This is a genomic window from Pseudomonas sp. TH15 (assembly GCF_016651105.1).
GTDB lineage: Bacteria > Pseudomonadota > Gammaproteobacteria > Pseudomonadales > Pseudomonadaceae > Aquipseudomonas.
The window spans coordinates 3,163,027-3,184,280 of sequence record NZ_JAEKEL010000001.1; the positions used below are offsets into that span (position 1 = coordinate 3,163,027).

A 21,254-nucleotide genomic window follows, 5' to 3' on the forward strand; every position below is an offset into this window, starting at 1 on the left:
GGCATGCAGCAGTTGATTGAATCGGTAGGCGCGCTTTCTCCCGAGAAACGCAAGGCGCTGGCGATTCTACTGGGCAAACAGGGCATTAACCTTTATGGCATCGCGCCGATTTTCCGGCGCACCGAAGGTGAACCGTTGCTGTTGTCTTATGCCCAGGAGCGGCAGTGGTTTCTCTGGCAGATGGAGCCGGACAGCGCGGCGTACCACATCCCCACGGCGTTGCGCTTGCGCGGCGCCCTGGACATGGCGGTACTGCAGCGCAGTTTCGATACGCTGATCGAGCGTCACGAAAGTCTGCGCACCGGGTTTGCCCGAGGTGATCAGGACAAGGCCATTCAACTGATCAAGGCGCCGTATGCCTTGCAGATCGAGGTTCACCCACTGGCAGGCGAAGTCGATGAGCCGCGTTTGCGCGCGGCCATCGAAGCACAGATCGCCCGCCCGTTCGACCTTGAACAGGATGCGTTGCTGCGAGTCTGCCTGTTGCAACTGGCACCGGACGATCACGTTCTGGTGATGGTGCAACATCACATCATTTCCGATGGCTGGTCGATGCAAGTGATGGTCGGCGAGCTGATCGAACTCTATGCCGGGTTCAGTCGGGGCGCGCCGGCCACGCTGGCGGCGTTGCCCATTCAGTACGCCGACTACGCCGTGTGGCAACGTCAATGGATGGAGGTCGGCGAGCGCGAGCGGCAACTGAGCTATTGGGTCGAACACCTGGGTTCGGATCCGGGCGTGCTGGAACTGCCGGCCGACCATCCGCGCCCGCTGGTGCAAAGCTATCGCGGCGCACGTCTGGATCTGCAACTGGACGCGGCGTTGAGCAAAGGCTTGCAGGACCTCGCGCGCCGTGAAGGCGGCACGTTGTTCATGCTGCTGCTGGCGTCGTTCCAGACCTTGCTGCATCGCTACAGTGGTCAGTCGGACATTCGCGTTGGCGTGCCGATTGCCAACCGTAACCGGGTCGAGACTGAAGGGTTGATTGGCTTCTTCGTCAACACTCAGGTGCTCAAGGCCGAGGTCAATCCGCAGCAGCGCTTCAGCGAGTTGCTGGCTGAGGTCAAACACGCAGCCTTGGGCGCCGAGGCGCACCAGGATCTGCCGTTTGAACAACTGGTCGAAGCGCTGCGCCCTGAGCGTAACTTGAGTCATAGCCCGCTGTTCCAGGTGTTGTACAACCACCAGAACGCCGGGCGTCAGGCCAATCAGGCCATGCAATTGCCGGGGCTTGCGGTTGAAAGTGTGAACTGGGACAGCCTCACGGCGCAGTTCGACCTGACTCTGGAAACCCATGAGTCGCCGCAAGGCGTGTGGGCCTCGCTGATCTACGCCACGGATCTGTTTGAGGCGACGTCCATCGAGCGGATGGGCCGGCACTTGCAGGCGTTGCTCAAGGGCATCGTCAGCGATGCGCAACAGCGCGTCGGCGAGTTGCCGTTGCTCGATGCCAGTGAACGGCAGGTCTTGCTGCACGACTGGAACCCTGTGGACGCTCCGTTTGCCAGCGATCTGTGCATCCACCAGTTGATCGCTCGCCAGGCGGCGCAGACCCCGGATGCACGCGCGGTGACCTTTGCCGAGTGGCACCTGACGTATGCCCAGCTTGAAGCGCGGGCCAACCCGTTGGCACATGCCTTGATCGAGCGTGGCGTCGGCCCGGAAGTGCGGGTCGGCGTGGCGATGCAGCGCTCGGAGAATCTGCTGGTCGCACTGCTGGCGGTGCTCAAGGCTGGGGGTGTGTACGTGCCGCTCGACCCGGATTACCCGGCCGACCGTGTCGCTTACATGCTCGAAGACAGCCGTGCGTTGTGCCTGCTGACCGAACGCGAGGTCGCCGCCAATCTGGCGATCGCGGCCGACACCGACGTGCTGCTGATGGACAACGCCGCCGAAGATTTCGCCGCGTACCCTGCGCATGCGCCGGACACGCGGGTGTCGGCCGACAACCTGGCGTATGTGATTTACACCTCCGGTTCTACCGGCAAACCGAAAGGCGTGGCGATTGCGCATCGCAACGTGCTGGCGCTGATCGACTGGTCGCAATCGGTGTACAGCCGCGACGATATTCAAGGCGTGCTGGCCTCGACCTCGGTGTGTTTCGACCTGTCGGTGTGGGAGCTGTTTGTCACCCTGGCCAACGGTGGCTCGCTGATCATCGCCCGTAACGCGCTGGAGTTGCCGCAGTTGCCGGCCCGCGATCAGGTGCGCCTGATCAACACCGTGCCGTCGGCGATTGCCGCCCTGCAACGCAGCGGCGAGATCCCGCCGAGCGTGCGCATCATCAATCTGGCCGGTGAGCCGCTCAAGCAAGCGCTGGTCGACACCCTATACGCGCAACCGACGGTCGAGCATGTTTTCGACCTGTACGGTCCGTCGGAAGACACCACCTATTCGACCTGGACCCGGCGCACGGCCGGTGGCCAGCCGAGCATCGGTCGGCCACTGAAGCACACCGCCAGCTATGTCCTTGATGGCGAGCTGCAACCGGTGCCGCAAGGCGTCGCCGCCGAACTGTATCTGGCCGGTGCCGGCATCACCCGCGGTTACCTGGCCCGACCGGCGTTGACCGCAGAAAAATATCTGCCGAACCCTTTCGGCGCTCCGGGCGAGCGCTTCTACCGCACGGGTGACCTGACGCGTTATCAAGCTGACGGCAACCTGCAATACGTCGGGCGTATCGACCATCAGGTCAAGGTGCGCGGTTTCCGCATCGAGTTGGGCGAGATCGAAGCACGCCTGCTGCAACAAGACGCGGTGCGCGAACTGGCGGTGCTGGCGCAGGAAGGCGCGAGCGGTCAGCAACTGGTCGCCTACATCGTGCCGAGCGCTGCCCTGGGCAATGCCGAAGAACAAGCGCGGCTGCGCGAAGTACTCAAGGCCGGCCTGCGTGAACACCTGCCGGAGTACATGGTGCCGGCGCACTTGCTGTTCCTCGAACAACTGCCGCTGACTCCCAACGGCAAGCTTGATCGCAAGGCCCTGCCCAAACCTGATGCAGCGCTGGAACAGCACACCTATTTGGCGCCGAGCAACGACAGCGAGCGGCAATTGTGTGAGATCTGGCAGGCCGTGCTCGGGTTGGAGCAAGTGGGCGTCACGGATAACTTCTTTGCCCTGGGCGGTGACTCGATCATCTCCATTCAGGTGGTCAGCCGCGCGCGTCAGGCCGGTCTGCGCATTACCCCCAAGGATTTGTTCCAGTACCAGACCGTGCAAGGTCTGGCCCGGGTCGCCCAGCGTGGCGAGGCAGCGTTCAGCATCGAGCAGGGCGCCGTCACTGGCAGCACGCCGTTGCTGCCGTTCCAGCAACGATTCTTCGAACTGCAGATTCCTGAGCGTCAGCGCTGGAACCAGTCGCTGCTGCTCAAACCATCGCAGGCGGTCGATGCCAATGTCCTCGAACGCGCCTTGCAGGCGCTGGTGGCGCATCACGATGCCTTGCGCCTGAGCTTCAGCGAAGGCGCTGAAGGCTGGACGGCCACGCACCGTGCGCCGGATATCCAGCCGTTGCTGCAACAGGCGAGCGTGCAGCACGTCGACGAAATCGAAGCGGTGTGCGACGCCGCGCAAGGCAGCCTCGATCTGCAAAACGGCCCGCTGTTGCGCGCCGTGCTGCTGAATGTGGCCGACGGCAGCCAGCGCCTGTTGCTGGCGATCCATCACCTGGTGGTCGACGGAGTGTCCTGGCGCGTGTTGCTGGAAGATTTGCAGAACGCTTGCGAGCAACTGCAAAACGGTCAGACGATCAAACTCGCGGCCAAGACCAGCCCGTTCAAGGACTGGGCGCAACACCTGCAAACGTTCGCCGCCGGCGAGCTGCACAACGAACTGGCGTGGTGGGCCGAGCAGTTGGGCGAGGCGCCTGCCGATCTGCCTTGCGACAACCCTGCGGCGACCTTGCAAAACCGTCACGCGGTGAGTGTGGAAACCCGCTTGAATGCCGATCAGACCCGCCAACTGCTGCAGCAGGCGCCCGCCGCCTATCGCACTCAGGTCAACGACCTGTTGCTGACCGCGTTGGCGCGGGTGATTGGCCGTTGGACCGGCCAGGCTTCGACCCTGATTCAACTCGAAGGTCATGGCCGTGAGGAGCTGTTCGACGCCATCGACCTGACCCGCACCGTCGGCTGGTTCACCAGCCTGTTCCCGGTCCGGCTGACTCCGGCCATGGGCCTGGCCGACTCGCTCAAGGCGGTCAAGGAACAGCTGCGTGGCGTGCCGAACAAAGGCCTGGGTTTTGGAGTCTTGCGTTACCTGGGCGATGAACACGCGCAGCAGACCCTCGCAGCGCAGCCGGTACCGCGCATTACCTTCAACTACCTGGGGCAGTTCGACAGCCAGTTCGACGATGCCGCGCTGTTCGTGCCCGCCAGTGAAAGCACCGGCCGTGAACAGAGTTCGTTGGCACCGCTGGCCAACTGGCTGGACATCAACGGCAAGGTCTATGGCGGTGAGCTCAACCTCAGCTGGTCGTTCAGCCACGAAATGTTCAATCAGGCGACGATCCAGCGTCTGGCTGACGACTATGCGCAAGAACTCAATGCGCTGATCGCCCATTGCTGTGAGGCGAACAACCGCGGCGTGACGCCGTCGGACTTCCCGTTGGCTGACCTGAGCCAGGCGCAGCTCGATCAGCTGATCACGGACCCGCAAGCGGTGGACAACGTTTATCCACTGTCGCCGATGCAGCAGGGCATGCTGTTCCACACCTTGCTTGAACAAGGCACCGGCGACTACATCAACCAGATGCGCGTGGACGTCGAAGGCCTCGATGTCGAGCGCTTCCGCGAGGCCTGGCAAGCGGCGCTGGATGCTCATGACATTTTGCGTACGCGGTTTGTCTGGGGCGGCGCGCAAGCGCAGCCACTGCAAATCGTCGAACGCACGGCCACGCTGCCGTTCACCGTTCACGACTGGCGCGGCCAGCCGAGTGAGGCGCTGGATGCGCTGGCCGAGGCCGAGCGCAGCCGTCCGTTCGACCTGAACGAGGTGCCGCTGTTGCGCCTGGTGGTCGTGCGCACCGCTGCGGACCGTCACGAACTGCTCTACACCAGTCATCACATTTTGATGGACGGCTGGAGCAATTCGCAGTTACTCGGTGAGGTGTTGCAACGCTATGCCGGGCAAGTGCCTGCAGCGACCATCGGCCGCTACAGCGATTACATCGCCTGGCTGCAGCGTCAGGACAGTCAGCTCAGCGAGCAGTTCTGGCTTGAGCGTCTGGCTCAATTTGATGAGCCGACCCGCCTGGCCCAAGGGCTGGCGGATCGTTCGGCGAGCGCAAATGGCGGGATCGAACAATATCAGCAGTGGATCGACGCCGCCGGCACGTTGCGCCTGAACGATTTTGCCCGTCAGCAGAAAGTCACCGTCAACACCTTGGTCCAGGCCGCATGGCTGTTGCTGTTGCAGCGCTACACCGGCAGCGCCTGCGTGGCGTTCGGCACCACCGTGGCCGGGCGTCCGGCGGACCTGGTGGGTATCGAGCAACAAGTCGGTCTGTTCATCAACACCTTGCCGGTGATCGCCGGCTCGCGTCCGGACCAAAGCGTCGGCGCGTGGCTGGCTGCGGTGCAGGCGCAAAACCTCAGCCTGCGCGAGTTCGAACACACGCCGCTGGCGAATATCCAGCGCTGGGCCGGGCAGGGCGGTGAGTCGCTGTTCGACACCTTGCTGGTGTTCGAGAACTTCCCGATCTCCGAAGCGCTGGAGCAAGGCTCAGCGCTGGGCCTGAATTTCGGTGCGGTCGACACCCGTGAACAAACCAACTTCCCGTTGACGGTCGGGGTCAATCTGGGCGAAACCCTGTCGGTGCATTACAGCTTTGCCACGGCGAATTTCAGCCAGGAGGCGATTGTGCGTTTGCACGCACAACTGGCCTCGCTGCTGGAGCAATTCGTGCAGTCGGCCAATGCGCGTCTTGGCGCGTTGACCCTGCTCAGCCGTGAAGAACAGAACCGTTTGCAGGACAGCAATCGTGCGCAACCCTGCACCGACCCGTTGCTGGTGCATCAGCGCATTGCGGTGATTGCGGCGCAGCAGGCGCAACAAGAGGCCGTGCGTTGTAGCGATCAGGCGTTGACCTTCGCCGCGCTTGAAACCCAGGCCAATCGCCTCGCGCACGTGTTGATCAATGAAGGCGTCGGCCCGGAAGTGCGGGTCGGCGTGGCGCTGCCGCGTGGCGAAGGCTTGATCGTCGCGTTGCTGGCGGTGCTCAAGGCCGGTGGTGCCTACGTGCCGCTGGACGCCAGTTATCCGCGCGAGCGCCTGGCCTATCTGATCGAAGACTCGGGCATCGCGCTGTTGCTCACCGATTCGCAACTGCGCACCCAGTTACCGTTGAGCGCCGGTTTGCGCGCACTGGATCTGGACACGCTGTCGACCGCCGAATGGCCAGACGTTGCGCCGCAGGTCGACGTGCAGGCGGAAAACCTCGCCTACGTGATCTACACCTCCGGTTCCACCGGCAATCCGAAAGGCGTCAGCGTGACCCACGGTCCGCTGGCGATGCATTGCCTGGCCATCGGCGAACGTTATGAAATGCGTGACAGCGACTGCGAATTCCACTTCATGTCGTTCGCCTTCGACGGCGCCCATGAACGCTGGTTGACCAGCCTGACCCACGGCGCTTCGCTGCTGATTCGCGACGACAGCCTGTGGACCCCGGAGCAGACCTACAACGCGATGATCGAACACGGCGTGACCGTGGTCGCGTTCCCGCCGGTCTACCTGCAACAACTGGCCGAATACGCTGAACGTGAAGGCAACCCGCCGAAGGTGCGCATCTACTGCTTCGGCGGCGATGCGGTGCCGAACGCCAGTTTTGAACGGGTCAAGCGTGCGCTGAACCCGGAGTACATCATCAACGGCTACGGCCCGACCGAAACCGTGGTCACGCCGCTGATCTGGAAGGCTGGCCGCGAGGTGCAGTGCGGCGCGGCTTATGCGCCGATTGGCAGTCGCATCGGTGATCGCAGCGCTTACGTGCTAGACGCCGACCTGAACCTGTTGCCCCAAGGCATGGCCGGTGAGCTGTACCTCGGCGGCACCGGGCTGGCCCGGGGTTACCTGAATCGTCCGGCGATGACCGCTGAACGCTTCGTACCCGATCCGTTCGGGGCGCCGGGCAGTCGTCTGTATCGCAGCGGTGACCTGGTGCGTGAGCGCGCCGATGGCGTGTTTGACTATCAGGGCCGCGTCGACAACCAGGTGAAGATCCGTGGTTTCCGTATCGAGCTGGGCGAAATCGAAGCGCGTTTGCTGGAACTGAGCAGCGTGCGCGAAGCCGTGGTGCTGGCGCATGCCGGGCCCAGCGGCAAGCAACTGGTGGCGTATCTGGTGCCGACGCAGTCGGTGGCAGAAGCCCATTTGGGCGAATGGCGCGACAGCGTGCGCAACGCCCTCAAGGAGAGTCTGCCAACGCACATGGTGCCGGCGCACTTGATGGTGCTGGCGCAACTGCCGGTGACCCCGAACGGCAAGCTGGATCGCAAGGCGCTGCCGGCACCGGATGCCAGCCTGATGCAGAACAGCTACGTGGCGCCGCGCAACGACATGGAGCAACGCATCGCCACGATCTGGGCCGATGTCTTGCGCCTTGAACGTGTCAGCGCCACGGACAACTTCTTCGAGCTGGGTGGTGATTCGATCATCTCGATTCAAGTGGTCGGCCGTGCGCGGCAGGCCGGTATCCAGTTCACGCCCAAGGATTTGTTCCAGCACCAGACCGTGCAGGCACTGGCGGCAGTCGCGCAACTGGGCGGCACGCTGCTGAGCATCGACCAGGGACCGGTCAGCGGCACGACGCCGTTGCTGCCGTTCCAGCAATGGTTCTTCGCCAGCGAGATTCCCCAGCGGCATCACTGGAACCAGTCGTTGCTGCTAAAACCGGCGATGACCCTGCACGCCGACACCGTTGCGCAAGTGCTTCAGGCACTGGTTGTGCATCACGATGCCTTGCGCTTGTCGTTCAGTGAAACGACTGACGGCTGGACAGCCACTCACCGCCCGATCGATCCTGCGCAAGCACTGCTCTGGCAGCGCACGCTGACCGATCCGGGTGAAATCGAAGCCACCTGTCAGCAGGCCCAGGGCAGCCTCAATCTGCACGACGGTCCGCTGCTGCGAGGTGTGCTGCTCGATCTGCCGGACCACACTCAGCGTTTGCTGCTGGTGGTGCATCACCTGGTGGTCGACGGTGTCTCGTGGCGTGTTCTGCTGGAGGATCTGCACACCGCGTTCAGCCAGATTCAGGCCGGGCGCGAGGTCGCGTTGCCGGCCAAGACCAGCGCCTTCAAAGCCTGGGCCGAACGCCTGCAGGCGCACACCGCCAGCCTCGATGATGAACAGGCCTTCTGGCGTGAGCACTTGCAGGGGGCGAGCGCCACGTTGCCGTGCGAGCGCCCGGGCGGCAGCCTGGAAAACCGCTACGCGCAAAGTGTGCAGACGCGTCTTGCCCCTGAGCTGACCAAACAACTGTTGCAACAGGCCCCGGCGGCTTATCGCACGCAGGTCAACGACCTGCTGCTGACCGCACTGGCGCGCGTCATCAGCCGCTGGAACGGGCATGCCTCGGCGCTGATTCAGCTGGAAGGTCATGGTCGTGAAGACCTGTTTGACGATATCGATCTGAGCCGCACCCTCGGCTGGTTCACCAGCGTGTTCCCGGTGCACCTGACGCCGGCCAGCGGGCTCGCTGATTCGATCAAGCAGATCAAGGAACAACTGCGCGCGATTCCCGACAAGGGCATCGGTTTTGGCGCCTTGCGTTATCTGGGCGATGCCTCGGCGCGTGAGGCGTTGGCAGACCTGCCAACGCCGAAAATCACGTTCAACTACCTTGGCCAGTTCGACAGCCAGTTCGACGAAGCTGCGCTGTTCCTGCCGGCCGGCGAAAGTGCCGGCAATGACCTCAGCGATCGCGCCCCTCTGGGCAACTGGTTGTCGGTCAACGGCCAGGTGTATGGCGGTGAGCTGAGCCTGTCGTGGAGCTTCAGCGAGCAGATGTTCGACACCGCGACCATTGAACGCCTGGCCGAGGATTACGCCAAAGAACTGGCAGCGCTGATCGCTCACTGCGTGACGCCGGGCGTCCAGGGCCTGACGCCGTCGGACTTCCCGTTGGCCGGCCTGACTCAAGTACAACTCGACAGCGTGCCGGTGGCGCCGCAGCAGATTGCCGACATCTACCCGCTGTCGCCGATGCAGCAAGGCATGCTGTTCCACACTTTGTCCGATGATGGCGACGATCTCTACGTCAACCAGCTCAACCTGTCGGTGGAAGGCCTCGATATCGAGCGCTTCCGTGCCGCGTGGGAATGCGTGGTGCAGCGCCACGAAATTCTGCGCACGTCGTTCCACTGGCAAGACAGCCAGGCGTCACCCGTGCAGATCGTCCACCGTCAGGGCGTGGTTGACCTGCAAGCGCTGGACACGCCGATGGATGATGCGCAACTCGCCGAGTTTGCCCGTCAGCAGCGCGTTCAGGGTTTTGCGCTGGACCGCATGCCGTTGCAGCGCACGCGCCTGATTCGTCTGGGTGCGGACAAGTACCAATTGATCTGGACCAGCCACCACATCCTGATGGACGGCTGGAGCAGTTCGCAGTTGTTCGGCGAGGTGCTGCAGCATTACGCAACCGGTCAGGTTGAAGGCGAGAGCGGTCGTTATCGCGACTTTATCGCGTGGTTGCAGCAGCAGGATTCGGCGCAACTGGAGCAGTTCTGGCGCGGCCATTTGCAGACGCTGGTCGAACCGACGGCGTTGAGCCAGGCGATGCACCCGCGTCACGAGTCCGCCGAGCACGGTCACCAGGCGTTGTACACCCGTTGGGATGCACAGCAGACCGCTTTGTTGCAGCAGCATTGCCGAGCGCAGGGCATCACCGCCAACACGCTGATTCAAGGCGCATGGTTGCTCTTGTTGCAGCGCTACACCGGGCAGCACAGCGTGGCGTTTGGTGCCACCGTGGCCGGACGCCCGGAAGGCTTGCCGAATGCCGGCAGCATGCTGGGTCTGTTCATCAATACCTTGCCGGTGATCCAGACCCTCGATCCGGCACAGCCGCTGAACGCCTGGCTGAGCAGTCTGCAGGCTTATAACCTCGACCTGCGTGAACATGCTCACGCACCGCTGGCGGACATCCAGCGTTGGGCCGGGCAGGGCGGCGAAGCCTTGTTCGATAACATTTTGGTGTTCGAGAACTACCCGATTGACCAGCGTCTGGAACAGGCTCCGGGCGGCTTGCGCTTCGGCACCTCGGCCAGCCATGACGTGACCAACTTCCCGATGGACCTGGCGGTGCATCTGGGCGAGGAGTTCTCCATCGAGTACCTGTTCCTGCGTGATCGCTTCAGTGTCGAAGCGGTCGAGCGGATCCGTCAGACCATGGAAGTGTTGCTGCAGAGCATGATGCAGCAGCCGACCGAGCGTCTGGGCAATCTGCAACGTCTGGCTGCGCCACAATGGCAGGCCTTGCAGCAGTGGGGCGCAGAACCGGCGGCGGTGCACCGGCGCGAGCTGTTACCGGCGATGATTGCCGCGCAACGCCCTGAGGCGATCGCCGCCGAATGTGCCGACGAGCAGTTGAGCTATGCGCAACTCGAGCGCCGTGCCAACCAGTTGGCGCATCATTTGATCGCGGCGGGTGCCGGTCCGGAAATGCTGATCGGTGTCGCACTCGAGCGCTCGCTCGACATGCTGGTGGCCTTGCTCGCGGTGTTCAAAAGTGGCGCTGCCTACGTGCCGCTGGACATCGATTATCCGAGTGATCGCCTGGCCTTCATCATCGAAGACTCCGGCATGCGTCAGATGATCAGCCGTGGCGCCGCCAGCCAGCGCTTGCCGCTGCCGGCGAACCTGCCATTGCTCGATCTCGATCATTTCGATGGCAATCAATATCCGCACACCGCACCTCGGGTGCAGACCTGTGATGACAGCCTCGCGTACCTGATCTACACCTCGGGCTCTACCGGTTTGCCCAAAGGTGTTGCGGTGACGCACGGACCGCTGAGCATGCATTGCCAGGCGATCCGCGAACTGTACGAAATGGACGCCAGCACCCGCGAACTGCACTTTATGTCGTTCGCCTTCGATGGCGCGCATGAGCGCTGGCTGACCACCCTGGCCTTCGGCGGCACCTTGGTGCTGCGCGATCATGAACTGTGGACGCCGGAGCAGACCAGCCACGCCTTGCTCAGCCGTTCGATCGACATCGCCTGTTTCCCGCCGGCCTACCTCAAGCAGGTGGCCGAGTACGTCGAGGCCAGCGGTATGGCCGTGCCGAAGGTGCGCATTTACTGCCTGGGCGGTGACGCTGTGCCGGAGCAGACCCTGGCGCAAGTGCGCCGCGTGTTGCAGCCGCAGTTCATCACCAACGGTTACGGCCCAACCGAAACCGTGGTCACGCCGATGCTCTGGAAAGCGCCGAACGATGAAGCCTGCGCTGCCGCCTATGCGCCGATCGGGCGAGTGGTCGGCCAACGCTCGCTGTGGGTGCTGGACGACGATCTCAATCCGCTGCCACAAGACTTGTCCGGCCAGTTGTATATCGGCGGCTACGGGGTTGCCCGTGGTTACCATGGCCGTGCGGCCATCACCGCCGAGCGCTTCATTCCTGATCCGTTCGATCCACTGGGCGGTGGCCGCGTGTACCGCACCGGCGACCTGGCGCGCTACCGCGCCGACGGGGTGATCGAATACGTTGGTCGCGTCGACCATCAAGTGAAGATTCGCGGTTTCCGCATCGAACTGGGTGAAATCGAAGCCTGCCTGCGCGCTCAGGACGGCGTCACCGATGCCGTGGTCATCGCCCGTGACGGCGTCTCGGGCAAACAGTTGATCGGTTACGTGGTCAGCGCCGACGACAACGCCGGTGACCGTCTGAAGACCCTGTTGCGCGCACAATTGCCGGAATACATGGTGCCGCTGCAGATCATTGGTCTGGCGCGCCTGCCGATCTCGCCGAACGGCAAACTGGACCGCAAAGCGCTGCCGGAGCCTGAGTTCTGCGCCGATCAATATCAGGCGCCACGCAACGAGCAGGAACGTTGGCTGGCAGAGATCTGGGCCGACGTGCTGCAAGTGGAGCAGGTGGGTATCAGCGACAACTTCTTCGAGTTGGGCGGTGATTCGATTCTCAGCCTGCAAGTGATTTCCCGGGCACGGAACCATGCGCAACTGAAACTGGAGATCAAGCTGCGCGACCTGATGCGCTTCCAGACCATTGGCAACCTGTTCGACCAGCAAGCGGTCGCGCACTCGAGTCAGACTGCCGACAGCAGTCATGTGGCGCAGGCTGGCGCGTTTGGTCTGTTGCCGATCCAGGAGTGGTTCTTCGCCGAGGGCATGAGTGAACCGCATCATTTCAACCAGGCAATGATGCTGCGTTCGCGCCAGGCACTGGATGCCCCGGCACTGGAGCAGACGCTGCGGTTGATGCTCGAGCAGCATGATTCGTTGCGCCTGCGCTTCTATCAGGACCAGGGCCGCTGGTTGCAGCACTATCAAACGTTGCCAGACAGCTTGCGCATCGCTGAGCGCAACCCGTTGCTGTGGCAACGGGAGATCAGCGACATCGAGCAACTCGACGCACTGGTCAACCAGGCCCAGCGCAGCCTCAACCTGCTCGATGGGCCACTGATGCGCGGCCTGCTGGTGAACCTGCCGGACGGCGAGGTGCGTCTGCTGTTGGTGGTGCATCACCTGGTGATCGATGCGGTGTCGTGGCGGGTATTCCTGCAAGACTTGCAACTGGCCTACGAGGCGTTCAGTCAGGGCCGCGAACCGCAACTGGCGCAGCGCACCAGCAGCTATCGCGCTTGGGCCGATGGCCTCGCGGCGCAGGTGCCGGCACTGGCCGAGCAAGAGCTGGATTACTGGCTGGCACAGCTGGATCAGCCGGGCAAGGATCTGCCGTGTGACAACCCGCGTGGCAAGAACCTGGTGCGTTTCCGCGAAGAAACCTTCATGGGCCTCGATGCCACCCGTACCGGGCAGTTGCTCAAACAGGCGCCAGCGGTGTACGGCACGCAGATCAACGATCTGCTGCTGACGGCGCTCGGTCGTGTGCTGTGTCGCTGGAGCGAGGCCGAGTCGGTGCTGGTGCAACTGGAAGGGCACGGCCGTGAAGACCTGGTCGAAGGGCTGGACCTGAGCCGCACGCTCGGTTGGTTCACCACCATGTTCCCGGTACGGCTGGCGCCGTTGACCGAGCAGGATTTCGGCGCGTCGATTCTGGCGGTACGCGAGCAGTTGGCGGCGGTGCCGCAGAAGGGCGTCGGCTACGGCGCGTTGCGCTACATGGCCGATGCGTCGGTGCAACAGCGTCTGGCGGCGTTGCCACAGGCGCGACTGACCTTCAACTACCTGGGGCAGTTCGACCAGACCTTTGATGAGCAGGCGATGCTGATGCCGGCGGACGAGCACATCGGCGACGTCTACAGCCTGGACGCCAACCTTGGCAACTGGCTGGAAATCGTCGGTCAGGTGTTCGACGGCAAGCTGTCGATGCGCTGCATGTACAGCACCCGTCGCTTCCGCCCAAGCACCATCGAGACCTTGATGCAGCAGTATCAGGCCGAGCTGGAAGCGCTGGTCGAGCATTGCCTGCAACAGTCGGCGCGCTGAGCCGGTCTTTAACTTTTTGAGAGGGGCGGTGTGCATTGCGCGCAGCGCCCCGGGATGTGATGCATGCCATTGAATTCGGAAGTAGCGGCGTTTCTTGATCTGGTCGAAGACAGTCAGAACGACGCGTTTCACCAAGGGACACCCGAGCAGGCGCGTGGGGCGTTCGAGCAGTCCTCGCAACAGATGCGTTGGGCCGTGCCGGATGTCGACGTGAGCGAGGTGCAACACCGTGCCCGCGACGGCGCTGAACTGACCTTGCGGCTGTACCGTCCGTTGCAAAAGGGCGGTGTCTTGCCGGTGCTGCTGTTTTTGCACGGCGGTGGTTTTGTCGTCGGCAGCCTCGATTCCCACGACGGTATCTGCCGCGAGTTCTGCGCGCGCACGCCGTGTGCAGTGTTGTCGGTCGGCTACCGCCGCGCGCCGGAACACAAGTTCCCGGTGGCGTTGCACGATTGTGCCGATGCACTGGATTGGCTGCGCGAACAGGCTGGTGAATTTGCTCTCGATCTGTCGCGCCTGGTGTTTGGCGGCGACAGCGTCGGCGCCACGCTGGCGACCGTGCTGGCGCTTGAGGCGCGCGCCCCCGGCGCGCTGAAACCCTGCCTGCAATTGCTCTGCTACCCGGTGACCGACGCCTCGCAGCGCCGTGAATCGATGGACTTGCTCGGCGAAGGCTACCTGCTGGAAAGCGATTCCCTGGAATGGTTCTACCAGCACTACGCCCGCAGCATCGAGGACCGCCGCGACTGGCGTTTCTCGCCACTGCTGAGCAACGACCTCGCCGGCGCCGCCCCGGCCTACATCGCCCTGGCAGGTTTTGACCCGCTGCTGGACGAAGGCCGCGCCTACGCCGAACGTTTGGCCAGCACCGGAGGACTGCTTGAATGCCGCGAATTCAGCGGCCACGTGCACGACTTCCTGCGCATGCGCATGGTCACCGAAGAAGTGGAGGCGATCTATCAGGAACTGGTGAGCGTGCTGCGCACCGTGATGTATCCCGAAACGGTCTGATCCGCCCTGGCCTGATGTGTGCGTCCACACCTCAGGCCATCAACATCCGCCCCTGTGGGAGCGAGCCTGCTCGCGAAGAGGCCGGTCCTGACAGCTTGTTTCAGGAACTGACTATTCCGGTTTGAAACCTGGTTTGCCGTTGGCAGTTCGCCATTCTTTGATGGTGTTTAAAACGCCTTTTGGACTGTCCTCAACGCCTTCTTTTGGGTCATAAAGAACGCCGGTTCCATCAGGGTGTTGAGACGTGCAGAGGATGTTTTCAATGATGGCGTCATGTTCGCGCTCGGATGAATAATCTCCTTCGAACAGGCGACTAATCAGGGCTGAATATTCTGCCTCTGTGTATTCCTCAAACTTGGCCTTCAATATCATTTTCAAATTATCTCTACCAATACCGGACAATATTGAACCCGTGGCGAGGGAGCTTGCTCCCGCTGGGCTGCGCAGCAGCCCCAAAACCGGCACCCGCGGACTGTCAGGCACACCGCAGTGCTCTGGTTTGCGACTGCTGCGCAGCCGAGCGGGAGCAAGCTCCCTCGCCACAGGGTTATGTTGGAACTCTATTCTGGTTTGAAATCAGGTTTGCCGTTGGCGGCTCGCCATTCCTTCACTTTGCTAACGATCGCTTCCGGGGGTCGCCTCCTCGTCGGAGTCGGCGTAATAAATCATGTCCGAGCCGTGGGGGTGTTCAGTCAACTCTTCAAACAACAGCACTGCGCGGACCTGTTCTTTTTCCGAGTCAAATTGCGCATTGCAAACTCCGGATACGAACCGCAGAAAATCTGTTTCGGTAAAATCGGAAAGAATTGGTTTGTGCATTTCAATTTTTTCCTTGTGGATTTCAGAGTGTTGTTTTGGTGGGGTGACTCCGATGTTTTTAATGTCGTAGATCTCACCGCTTTTGGATATGTATTTCGTGTGGTGTAGTTCGAGATTAATTTGGCTGGCAGTTTTTTCAGGGACTGACTATTCCGGTTTGAAACCTGGTTTACCGTTGGCTGCTCGCCAATCTTTGATGGCTTTTAACACGCCTGCGGGGCTGTCTTCGACTCCCTCGGCCGGGTAGTACAAAATACCCGAACCGCTCGGGTGTTCCGAAATGCTTACTATGTTGTCCACTATCGCGTCGTGCTCTCTCTCGGAAGAGTAGTCTCCTTCAATCAAGCGGTTTATGAGGGAGATAAACTCTGACTCTGTGTATTCCTCAAACTTGGCCTTCAATACCATTTTCAAATTATCTCTCCCAGTGCAGTACAACATTGAACCTGTGGCGAGGGAGCAAGCTCCCCTGCCACAGGGTTATGCATCTTCAGGGCTGTACCGGTCTGAGTATCACTCCCTGTGGGAGAGAGCCTGCTCACGAAGTGGTCAGCCCTGACAGCTTGTTTCAGGAATTGACTATTCCGGTTTAAAACCTGGTTTACCGTTGGCGGCTCGCCATTCTTTGATGGCTTTTAGTACGCCGGCTGCGCTGTCCTCAACGCCTTCTTCGGGACAGTACAGAATGTCTATTTCATTCGGGTGTTCCGAAGTTTTTACGATGTTTTCTACAATGTCATCGTGTTCTTTCTCTGAACGGTAATTCCCTTGGAATAGCCGGTTTATAAGGCTGAGATACTCTGATTCTGTGTAGTGTTCAAGTTTTCCCTTGAGGTTCATTTAGTTTGTCTCCTTCTTTGTGTGAGTACCTATATGTTGTTTTGGTGTCAGGATTTTTAGATTGTCGATGTCGTATACCGACCCACCTTCGCTGATTGGGTTGACATGATGAATCTCCAATTTGACTCTTCCGCCGACACGCTCCGATTTGTCAGCAACAGGTGATATTCCCTTTCTGATATCCAATTTGTTTATTTGGGTAAATTTATTCTCGAGGTCTGAATCGGCAGCCACAGCCTTCCAAAACGCCCGCCTAAATGCTTTAAAACTGGAAAACTCCCGCCCCCTCAGCTTATCCGCAATCTGCGCGGGTATCGGTGCGCCCTCCGGGGTTGACGCCGTCCCCAGCCAATTACCCGATATCACTTGTCCATTCCCTGTAGCGACTCCCGGATCCTGTCGGCGATCCCTGAACATCGTGAAGGTCGGCGGGATGCCGGACTCGATCGGGAATACGGTGATGAAGCCACCGAAGCCGTACTGATCCAGTTCGGGAAACGGGTCGACTCGCCCGCCTTGCGGGGTGGCCGTTGCACCTTCGTAGATCGGCAGATCGGTGTCGGCGAACGGTAAGTCCGTCGAAGGATTCAGCGGCAGTACCAAAGGCGTCCAGGTCAAGGTGGGACCCTTGGCCTCGGCGTCGCCGGAGACGTATACATTTTTGCCGGCATCAAAGCGGGCCAGTCTTACCGGCACGTTGGCGGGTACCGTGACGCCGTCCGTACCGACGACGACAATCTCTACGCGGTTGCCGATCGTCCTGGAACCAAGCCTTGCAGACAGGTCGACGTCTTTGCCGTTCGCCGCTCGTTCATACAGGTCGACAGCGTTCAGATCGGGAGCGAGTTCCGCGAGCGGAACGCTGGCCGAATAAAGATCACCGCTGCCCAGCCTGGAGGGAATCAGCAGTGCTGCGAAGCCGACCAGCACGGGCGCAGCCGCGGCGCTCACGATAGAAACGGCTGTGCGCAAAGCGGTTCTGAGCGCCAGTGAGGTGGCCTGGCTGGTGGCGATGTGGCCGAGGGTGCCGCTGAACGTTGAGTCAAACGCCGCCATTGAGCCAACGTTGGCGAACGTCGGACTTTGCCAGCGCGCGTCGCTCTCGGCTTGCCATTGTTCATGCTGGCGTTTGTTTTGCGCGGCCAGTTTGGCCTCGGCTTGGGCCGCGCGGCGCGCCTGCTGCTGCCTTTTCCTTTTGGCTTTTTTCTGTGCCTGACTCTGTTCCCTCAGGCGCTGTGCTTCCTCGTCTCGCTGAATCCGCGCCTGTTCAGCCTCGGCTTCTGCCTCACGTTTTGCCTGCGCCTGACGCGCGAGAAGGGCTTGCTCGGCGGCGAGGCGATCCCGCTCGGCAGCCGCGCGTTGAGCCTCTGCCTGTTCATGTTGACGACGAGCCTCTTCGGCCAATGCTTGTTGACGCTGCTGCTCGGCGGCGACTCGGGCGCGTTCGGCTGCCGCGCGTTGAGCTTCTTCCTGTTCCCGTTGGCGACGTGCTGCATCTGCCAACGCCTGTTGCCGCTGTTGCTCCGCAGCAATCCTTGCGTGTTCAGCGGCCTGACGTGCCGCTTCGGCGGCAGCGGCTTGCGCCTGTTCGTTGGCCTGCACAGTGGTCAGCCAGTTGTGCACATTGGCTTGTTGTTGATGCAGAACCGTAAGGGTCTGGGCCAGCAACCTGGCTTCCAGCGCCGCGCGATAGGACTGTTTCCACAGGTTCATTCCCGGGCCGTTGGGGCTGAGAGTCGGGTCGACGATCTGCGCGCGGGAAAGGAACTGGAAAACTGTTTTATCGGTTGGATCGCTGCCATAAAAGCCGTGGGACAACTGGGTTTCGTGCAGCAGTTGCTGGCTCTTGCGCTGAATCACGGTGTTGCGTACACCCAGCTCGCGGATCAGCGATGCCGCCGGTGGTAGCGGGTGGGTCGAAACCTCCTGTCGGGCGGCTGCCAGATCCGCTTCGATGGTCAACGGGATGTGTGTGGTTTTGCCTTGATATTCCGCTTCCAGCGGGCTGGTGAAGTGTTGCAGCACTTGCTGATAGCGACTGGTGTTTCGCGGCGGGCCGAATCGGCCACTGTTGGGAATCGTGGTGCCGGTTGAGGGATTTATACGCATGCCAGGAGGCGCTGTCGCAGTCGTGTGGACTGCCTCGGTCAATACGAACGGCGGTGGTTTTTGCATATTCATATCCTTTTGAATGTGCATTGTTTTTCGATAAGTAACGGGTAAGCAGTCAGTTGCTTCCTGCCAATCAAAGTTACAACGAAGTGCTCAGGGAAATATCCGAGTCGTCTGTAGGTGCTGACAGGAGATAAGGCGGGAGTTTTCGGCGAAAAGAGGGTTTTAGCGGATGCATCTTTTATGTAATCGGACGTTTCCTATGCAACGAAAGGAAATGCCTTTCAAAGCGCACGCCTTGTAGTCCGTTAAACCTTTACCCATAAAAAAAGCGCCCCGGTTTGGCCGGGGCGCTTTTTGTGTTGCGGTGGTTAAATCAGAACGTGTACTTGAAGCCGGTCATGATGTTGCGCGGTGCGCCGTACATGCCGTGGTCGCCTGCGTAGCTGAGGTATTCGCGGTCGAATACGTTGTTCAGGTTGACCGAGGCGCTGAGGTTTTTGCTGATGTCGTAGCGTGCCAGCAGGTTGGTGACGGCGTAGCTGCCTTGCTGGAAGGTGTGCAGGTCGGCACCGGTCTTGCTCTGCCAGTTCACGCCACCGCCAACGGTGACTTTGTCCAGAATGCCCGGCAGGCGATAGCTGGTGAAGGTCTTGAGGCTGTGACGGGGCAGGGTGGTGACGATGCGCTGGTCATCGGCATCGGTGCTGACCGCGTAGGCGTAACCGGCAGACGCTTGCCAGCCTTCGGCGAGTTCACCATCGAGGGTGAATTCCGCACCTTTGGTGGTGGTGCCCTGTTCGGATTTGTAGGTGTTGCCGCCTGGGGTGTCGATCCAGATCGCCAGGTTGTCCTGCTCGATCTTGAACAGCGCGAAGCTGGAGTTCAGCTTGCCATCGAAGTGGCTACCCTTGACGCCGACTTCGTAGCCGGTGCCTTCCATCGGGTCCAGAGGCTTGTTGTTGATGTCGCGAACCCACGACGATTGCGGGTTGAAGATCTTGGTGTAGCTGGCATACAGCGACCAGGTGTCGTTGACGTCGTAGACCACGCCCGCGTAAGGGATGTAGACGCCGGTTTCCGATTCCTTGGTCTTGGTTTCTGCACCGCCGTACGGTTTGTCTTCGATCTCGCGATGCCAGTCGACGACGCGGCTGCCGAGCAGGATGCTCAGGTCATCGGTGGCGCGCAGGCGGGTGGCCAGGTAAGCGGCGTATTGCGTTTCATCGACGGTGGATTTGCCGGTGACGTTGAATTCGGGTTTGACCGAGTCGCCGTTCCAGTTCAGCAGGTTGTCGATGGCGCCGGCAGGGGAGCTGGAATAGTCGTATTTCCAGCCACCGTAGCTCGGCACGTTTTCGTAGTATTGGGACAGGGTCACACCGGCGATCAGCTCATGCTCGCGACCCAGCAGGCCGAACGGGCCGGTCAGGTAGGCGTCGATGTTGTTCTGGCGCGGGGTACCGGAGAAGCGCACCGGCAGTTGGGTCGTGCCGCTGCCGTCAGGGTTCAGGCCGCCGTTGACGTAGTTGAAGACCTCGTCGAATTTGTTCTCGGAGTGAGTCAATTCAACCTTGCCGCTCCAGCCATTGCCGAATTGCTGTTCTATCGAGGTGAAGAAGCTGGTTTGTTCGTGGTCGTTGTAAGACCAGGTCTGCGCCGAGTTCAAGGAACGTTTGAGGTTGGTGCGCGAGCCGTCGGTGAAGCGGGTCGGCAGGCCCGAACGCATTGGCGAGTCGACGTCGGTGCGCTGGTAGCTGAAGCCCATCGTCAGCAAGGTGTCTTCGGTCAGGTCGAACTCAGTGATGCCATACATCAGTTGCGAATCTTGTTTGTAGCGATCGACCCAGGACTGTTCAGTCTTGAAGTCGCCGACCAGACGGCCACGGATGTTGCCGGTTTCGGTCAACGGCCCGGAGACGTCGAAGCCGGTGCCGTAGCGATCCCAGTTGCCGGCTTCAGCGGTGACGCTGGCCTGCGCTTCGGCGGTCGGGCGCTTGCGGATCAGGTTGATGGTCGCCGAAGGGCTGCCCAGGCCGCTGATCAGACCGGTGGCACCACGCACCACTTCAACACGGTCGTACATCGCCATGCTCTGGGTGTAGTTGTCCATGCGCTTGACGGTCGGCACGCCGTCGATTTCGAAGTTCTGGATCTCGAAACCACGGGAGAAGTAACCGTCGGACTCTGCGCCCTGGCCGTCACGCAGCACGATGATGCCCGGTGTGGCGTCGAGGGTATCGCTGAGGTTGGTCAGGCGCTGGTCGTCGAGGCGCTGACGGGTCATGACGGTCAGCGACTGCGGGGTTTCCTTGGGTGTCAGGTTCAGACGCGTCGAACTACTGGATGAGTACGTGGTGTACAGCCCGGTGCCTTCAGTGGTCGACCCCGGCGCCTTGCCGGAAATCGATACCGCGCCGAGCTCCAGGGCGTTTCCCGCAGCTGCTCCGGTCGCCGGCACCAGCGAAACGGTGTTGCCGGTCAGTTGATAAGTCATGCCGCTCCCCAGCAGCAAGTTGTCCAGCGCCTGTTTCGGCTCCAGGTGACCGGAGACCGCACTCGACTTCAGGCCAGCGAGGGTTTCCGGGCTGTAGAGAATCTGCAGGTTGGCTTGTTGCCCAAGCTGTTGCAGTGCGCTGGACAGCGGTTGCGCAGGAACGTTGACGTCGACCGGCGTCGCTTGAGCCTGGGCGCTGCCCAACAGCATCAGCGTCAGCAGGGCACCTGACAGCACGGCGCCACGCGGATTGCGGCGGGAAATGGCTACAGCCAGAGGGGTGCGGGACAACTTTAAGGCTTGCATTTGCTCGGGATGCTCCTGAAGTGCGAGTGCAGTTTTATTA

General features: G+C 61.3%; 9 protein-coding genes and 1 pseudogene. 2 read left to right on the forward strand and 8 right to left on the reverse strand.

What is annotated here, in order from left to right:
• The first annotated feature begins 3 nt into the window (after window positions 1–3).
• Both JFT87_RS14305 and JFT87_RS14310 read left to right on the forward strand, forming a co-directional pair.
• The gene (locus JFT87_RS14305) at window positions 4–13,629 is read left to right on the forward strand and encodes a non-ribosomal peptide synthase/polyketide synthase (RefSeq protein WP_201202208.1); all 13,626 of its coding nucleotides are present in this window, start codon (window positions 4–6) and stop codon (window positions 13,627–13,629) included.
• 63 nt (window positions 13,630–13,692) lie between these two features.
• Window positions 13,693–14,640, forward strand: a complete 948-nt coding sequence (locus tag JFT87_RS14310) for an alpha/beta hydrolase (protein ID WP_201202210.1) — start codon at window positions 13,693–13,695, stop codon at window positions 14,638–14,640.
• 111 nt (window positions 14,641–14,751) lie between these two features.
• Here the strand turns inward: JFT87_RS14310 and JFT87_RS14315 are convergent, their stop codons facing one another.
• From JFT87_RS14315 to JFT87_RS14340, 8 genes and pseudogenes are all read right to left on the reverse strand, one after another.
• Entirely contained in the window at window positions 14,752–15,123 is a 372-nt protein-coding gene (locus JFT87_RS14315; protein WP_342367174.1) for a bacteriocin immunity protein, read from the reverse strand.
• A 77-nt stretch (window positions 15,124–15,200) separates the two neighbouring features.
• Window positions 15,201–15,251, reverse strand: a complete 51-nt coding sequence (locus JFT87_RS28840; RefSeq protein ID WP_446739733.1) for a hypothetical protein — start codon at window positions 15,249–15,251, stop codon at window positions 15,201–15,203.
• Between the two features lie 4 nt (window positions 15,252–15,255).
• Window positions 15,256–15,459 (reverse strand): bacteriocin immunity protein, encoded by a 204-nt coding sequence (locus JFT87_RS14320; protein ID WP_342367175.1) that lies wholly within the window; start codon window positions 15,457–15,459, stop codon window positions 15,256–15,258.
• A 24-nt stretch (window positions 15,460–15,483) separates the two neighbouring features.
• Window positions 15,484–15,585, reverse strand: a pseudogene (locus JFT87_RS28690) (hypothetical protein); the annotation flags it as partial.
• Between the two features lie 21 nt (window positions 15,586–15,606).
• On the reverse strand, window positions 15,607–15,867 hold the full coding sequence (locus JFT87_RS14325; RefSeq protein ID WP_201205192.1) for a bacteriocin immunity protein: 261 nt from the start codon (window positions 15,865–15,867) through the stop codon (window positions 15,607–15,609).
• A gap of 171 nt (window positions 15,868–16,038) precedes the next feature.
• The gene (locus JFT87_RS14330) at window positions 16,039–16,299 is read right to left on the reverse strand and encodes a bacteriocin immunity protein (RefSeq protein WP_201202218.1); all 261 of its coding nucleotides are present in this window, start codon (window positions 16,297–16,299) and stop codon (window positions 16,039–16,041) included.
• On the reverse strand, window positions 16,300–18,498 hold the full coding sequence (locus JFT87_RS14335; protein WP_242487256.1) for an S-type pyocin domain-containing protein: 2,199 nt from the start codon (window positions 18,496–18,498) through the stop codon (window positions 16,300–16,302).
• Window positions 18,499–18,787: 289 nt separating this feature from the next.
• A complete protein-coding gene (locus JFT87_RS14340) occupies window positions 18,788–21,214 on the reverse strand; it encodes a TonB-dependent receptor (RefSeq protein ID WP_201202220.1) in 2,427 nt (808 codons plus the stop codon).
• Between the last annotated feature and the right edge of the window lie 40 nt (window positions 21,215–21,254).

Excerpts from the sequence above, each read along its gene's own strand:
- JFT87_RS14330 (WP_201202218.1), bottom strand. The coding sequence starts at position 16,299 with ATGAACCTCAAGGGAAAACTTGAACACTACACAGAATCAGAGTATCTC.
- JFT87_RS14325 (WP_201205192.1), bottom strand. The coding sequence starts at position 15,867 with ATGGTATTGAAGGCCAAGTTTGAGGAATACACAGAGTCAGAGTTTATC.
- JFT87_RS14320 (WP_342367175.1), bottom strand. The coding sequence starts at position 15,459 with ATGCACAAACCAATTCTTTCCGATTTTACCGAAACAGATTTTCTGCGG.
- JFT87_RS14310 (WP_201202210.1), top strand. The coding sequence starts at position 13,693 with ATGCCATTGAATTCGGAAGTAGCGGCGTTTCTTGATCTGGTCGAAGAC.
- JFT87_RS14340 (WP_201202220.1), bottom strand. The coding sequence starts at position 21,214 with ATGCAAGCCTTAAAGTTGTCCCGCACCCCTCTGGCTGTAGCCATTTCC.
- JFT87_RS14305 (WP_201202208.1), top strand. The coding sequence starts at position 4 with ATGCAGCAGTTGATTGAATCGGTAGGCGCGCTTTCTCCCGAGAAACGC.
- JFT87_RS14335 (WP_242487256.1), bottom strand. The coding sequence starts at position 18,498 with ATGCACATTCAAAAGGATATGAATATGCAAAAACCACCGCCGTTCGTA.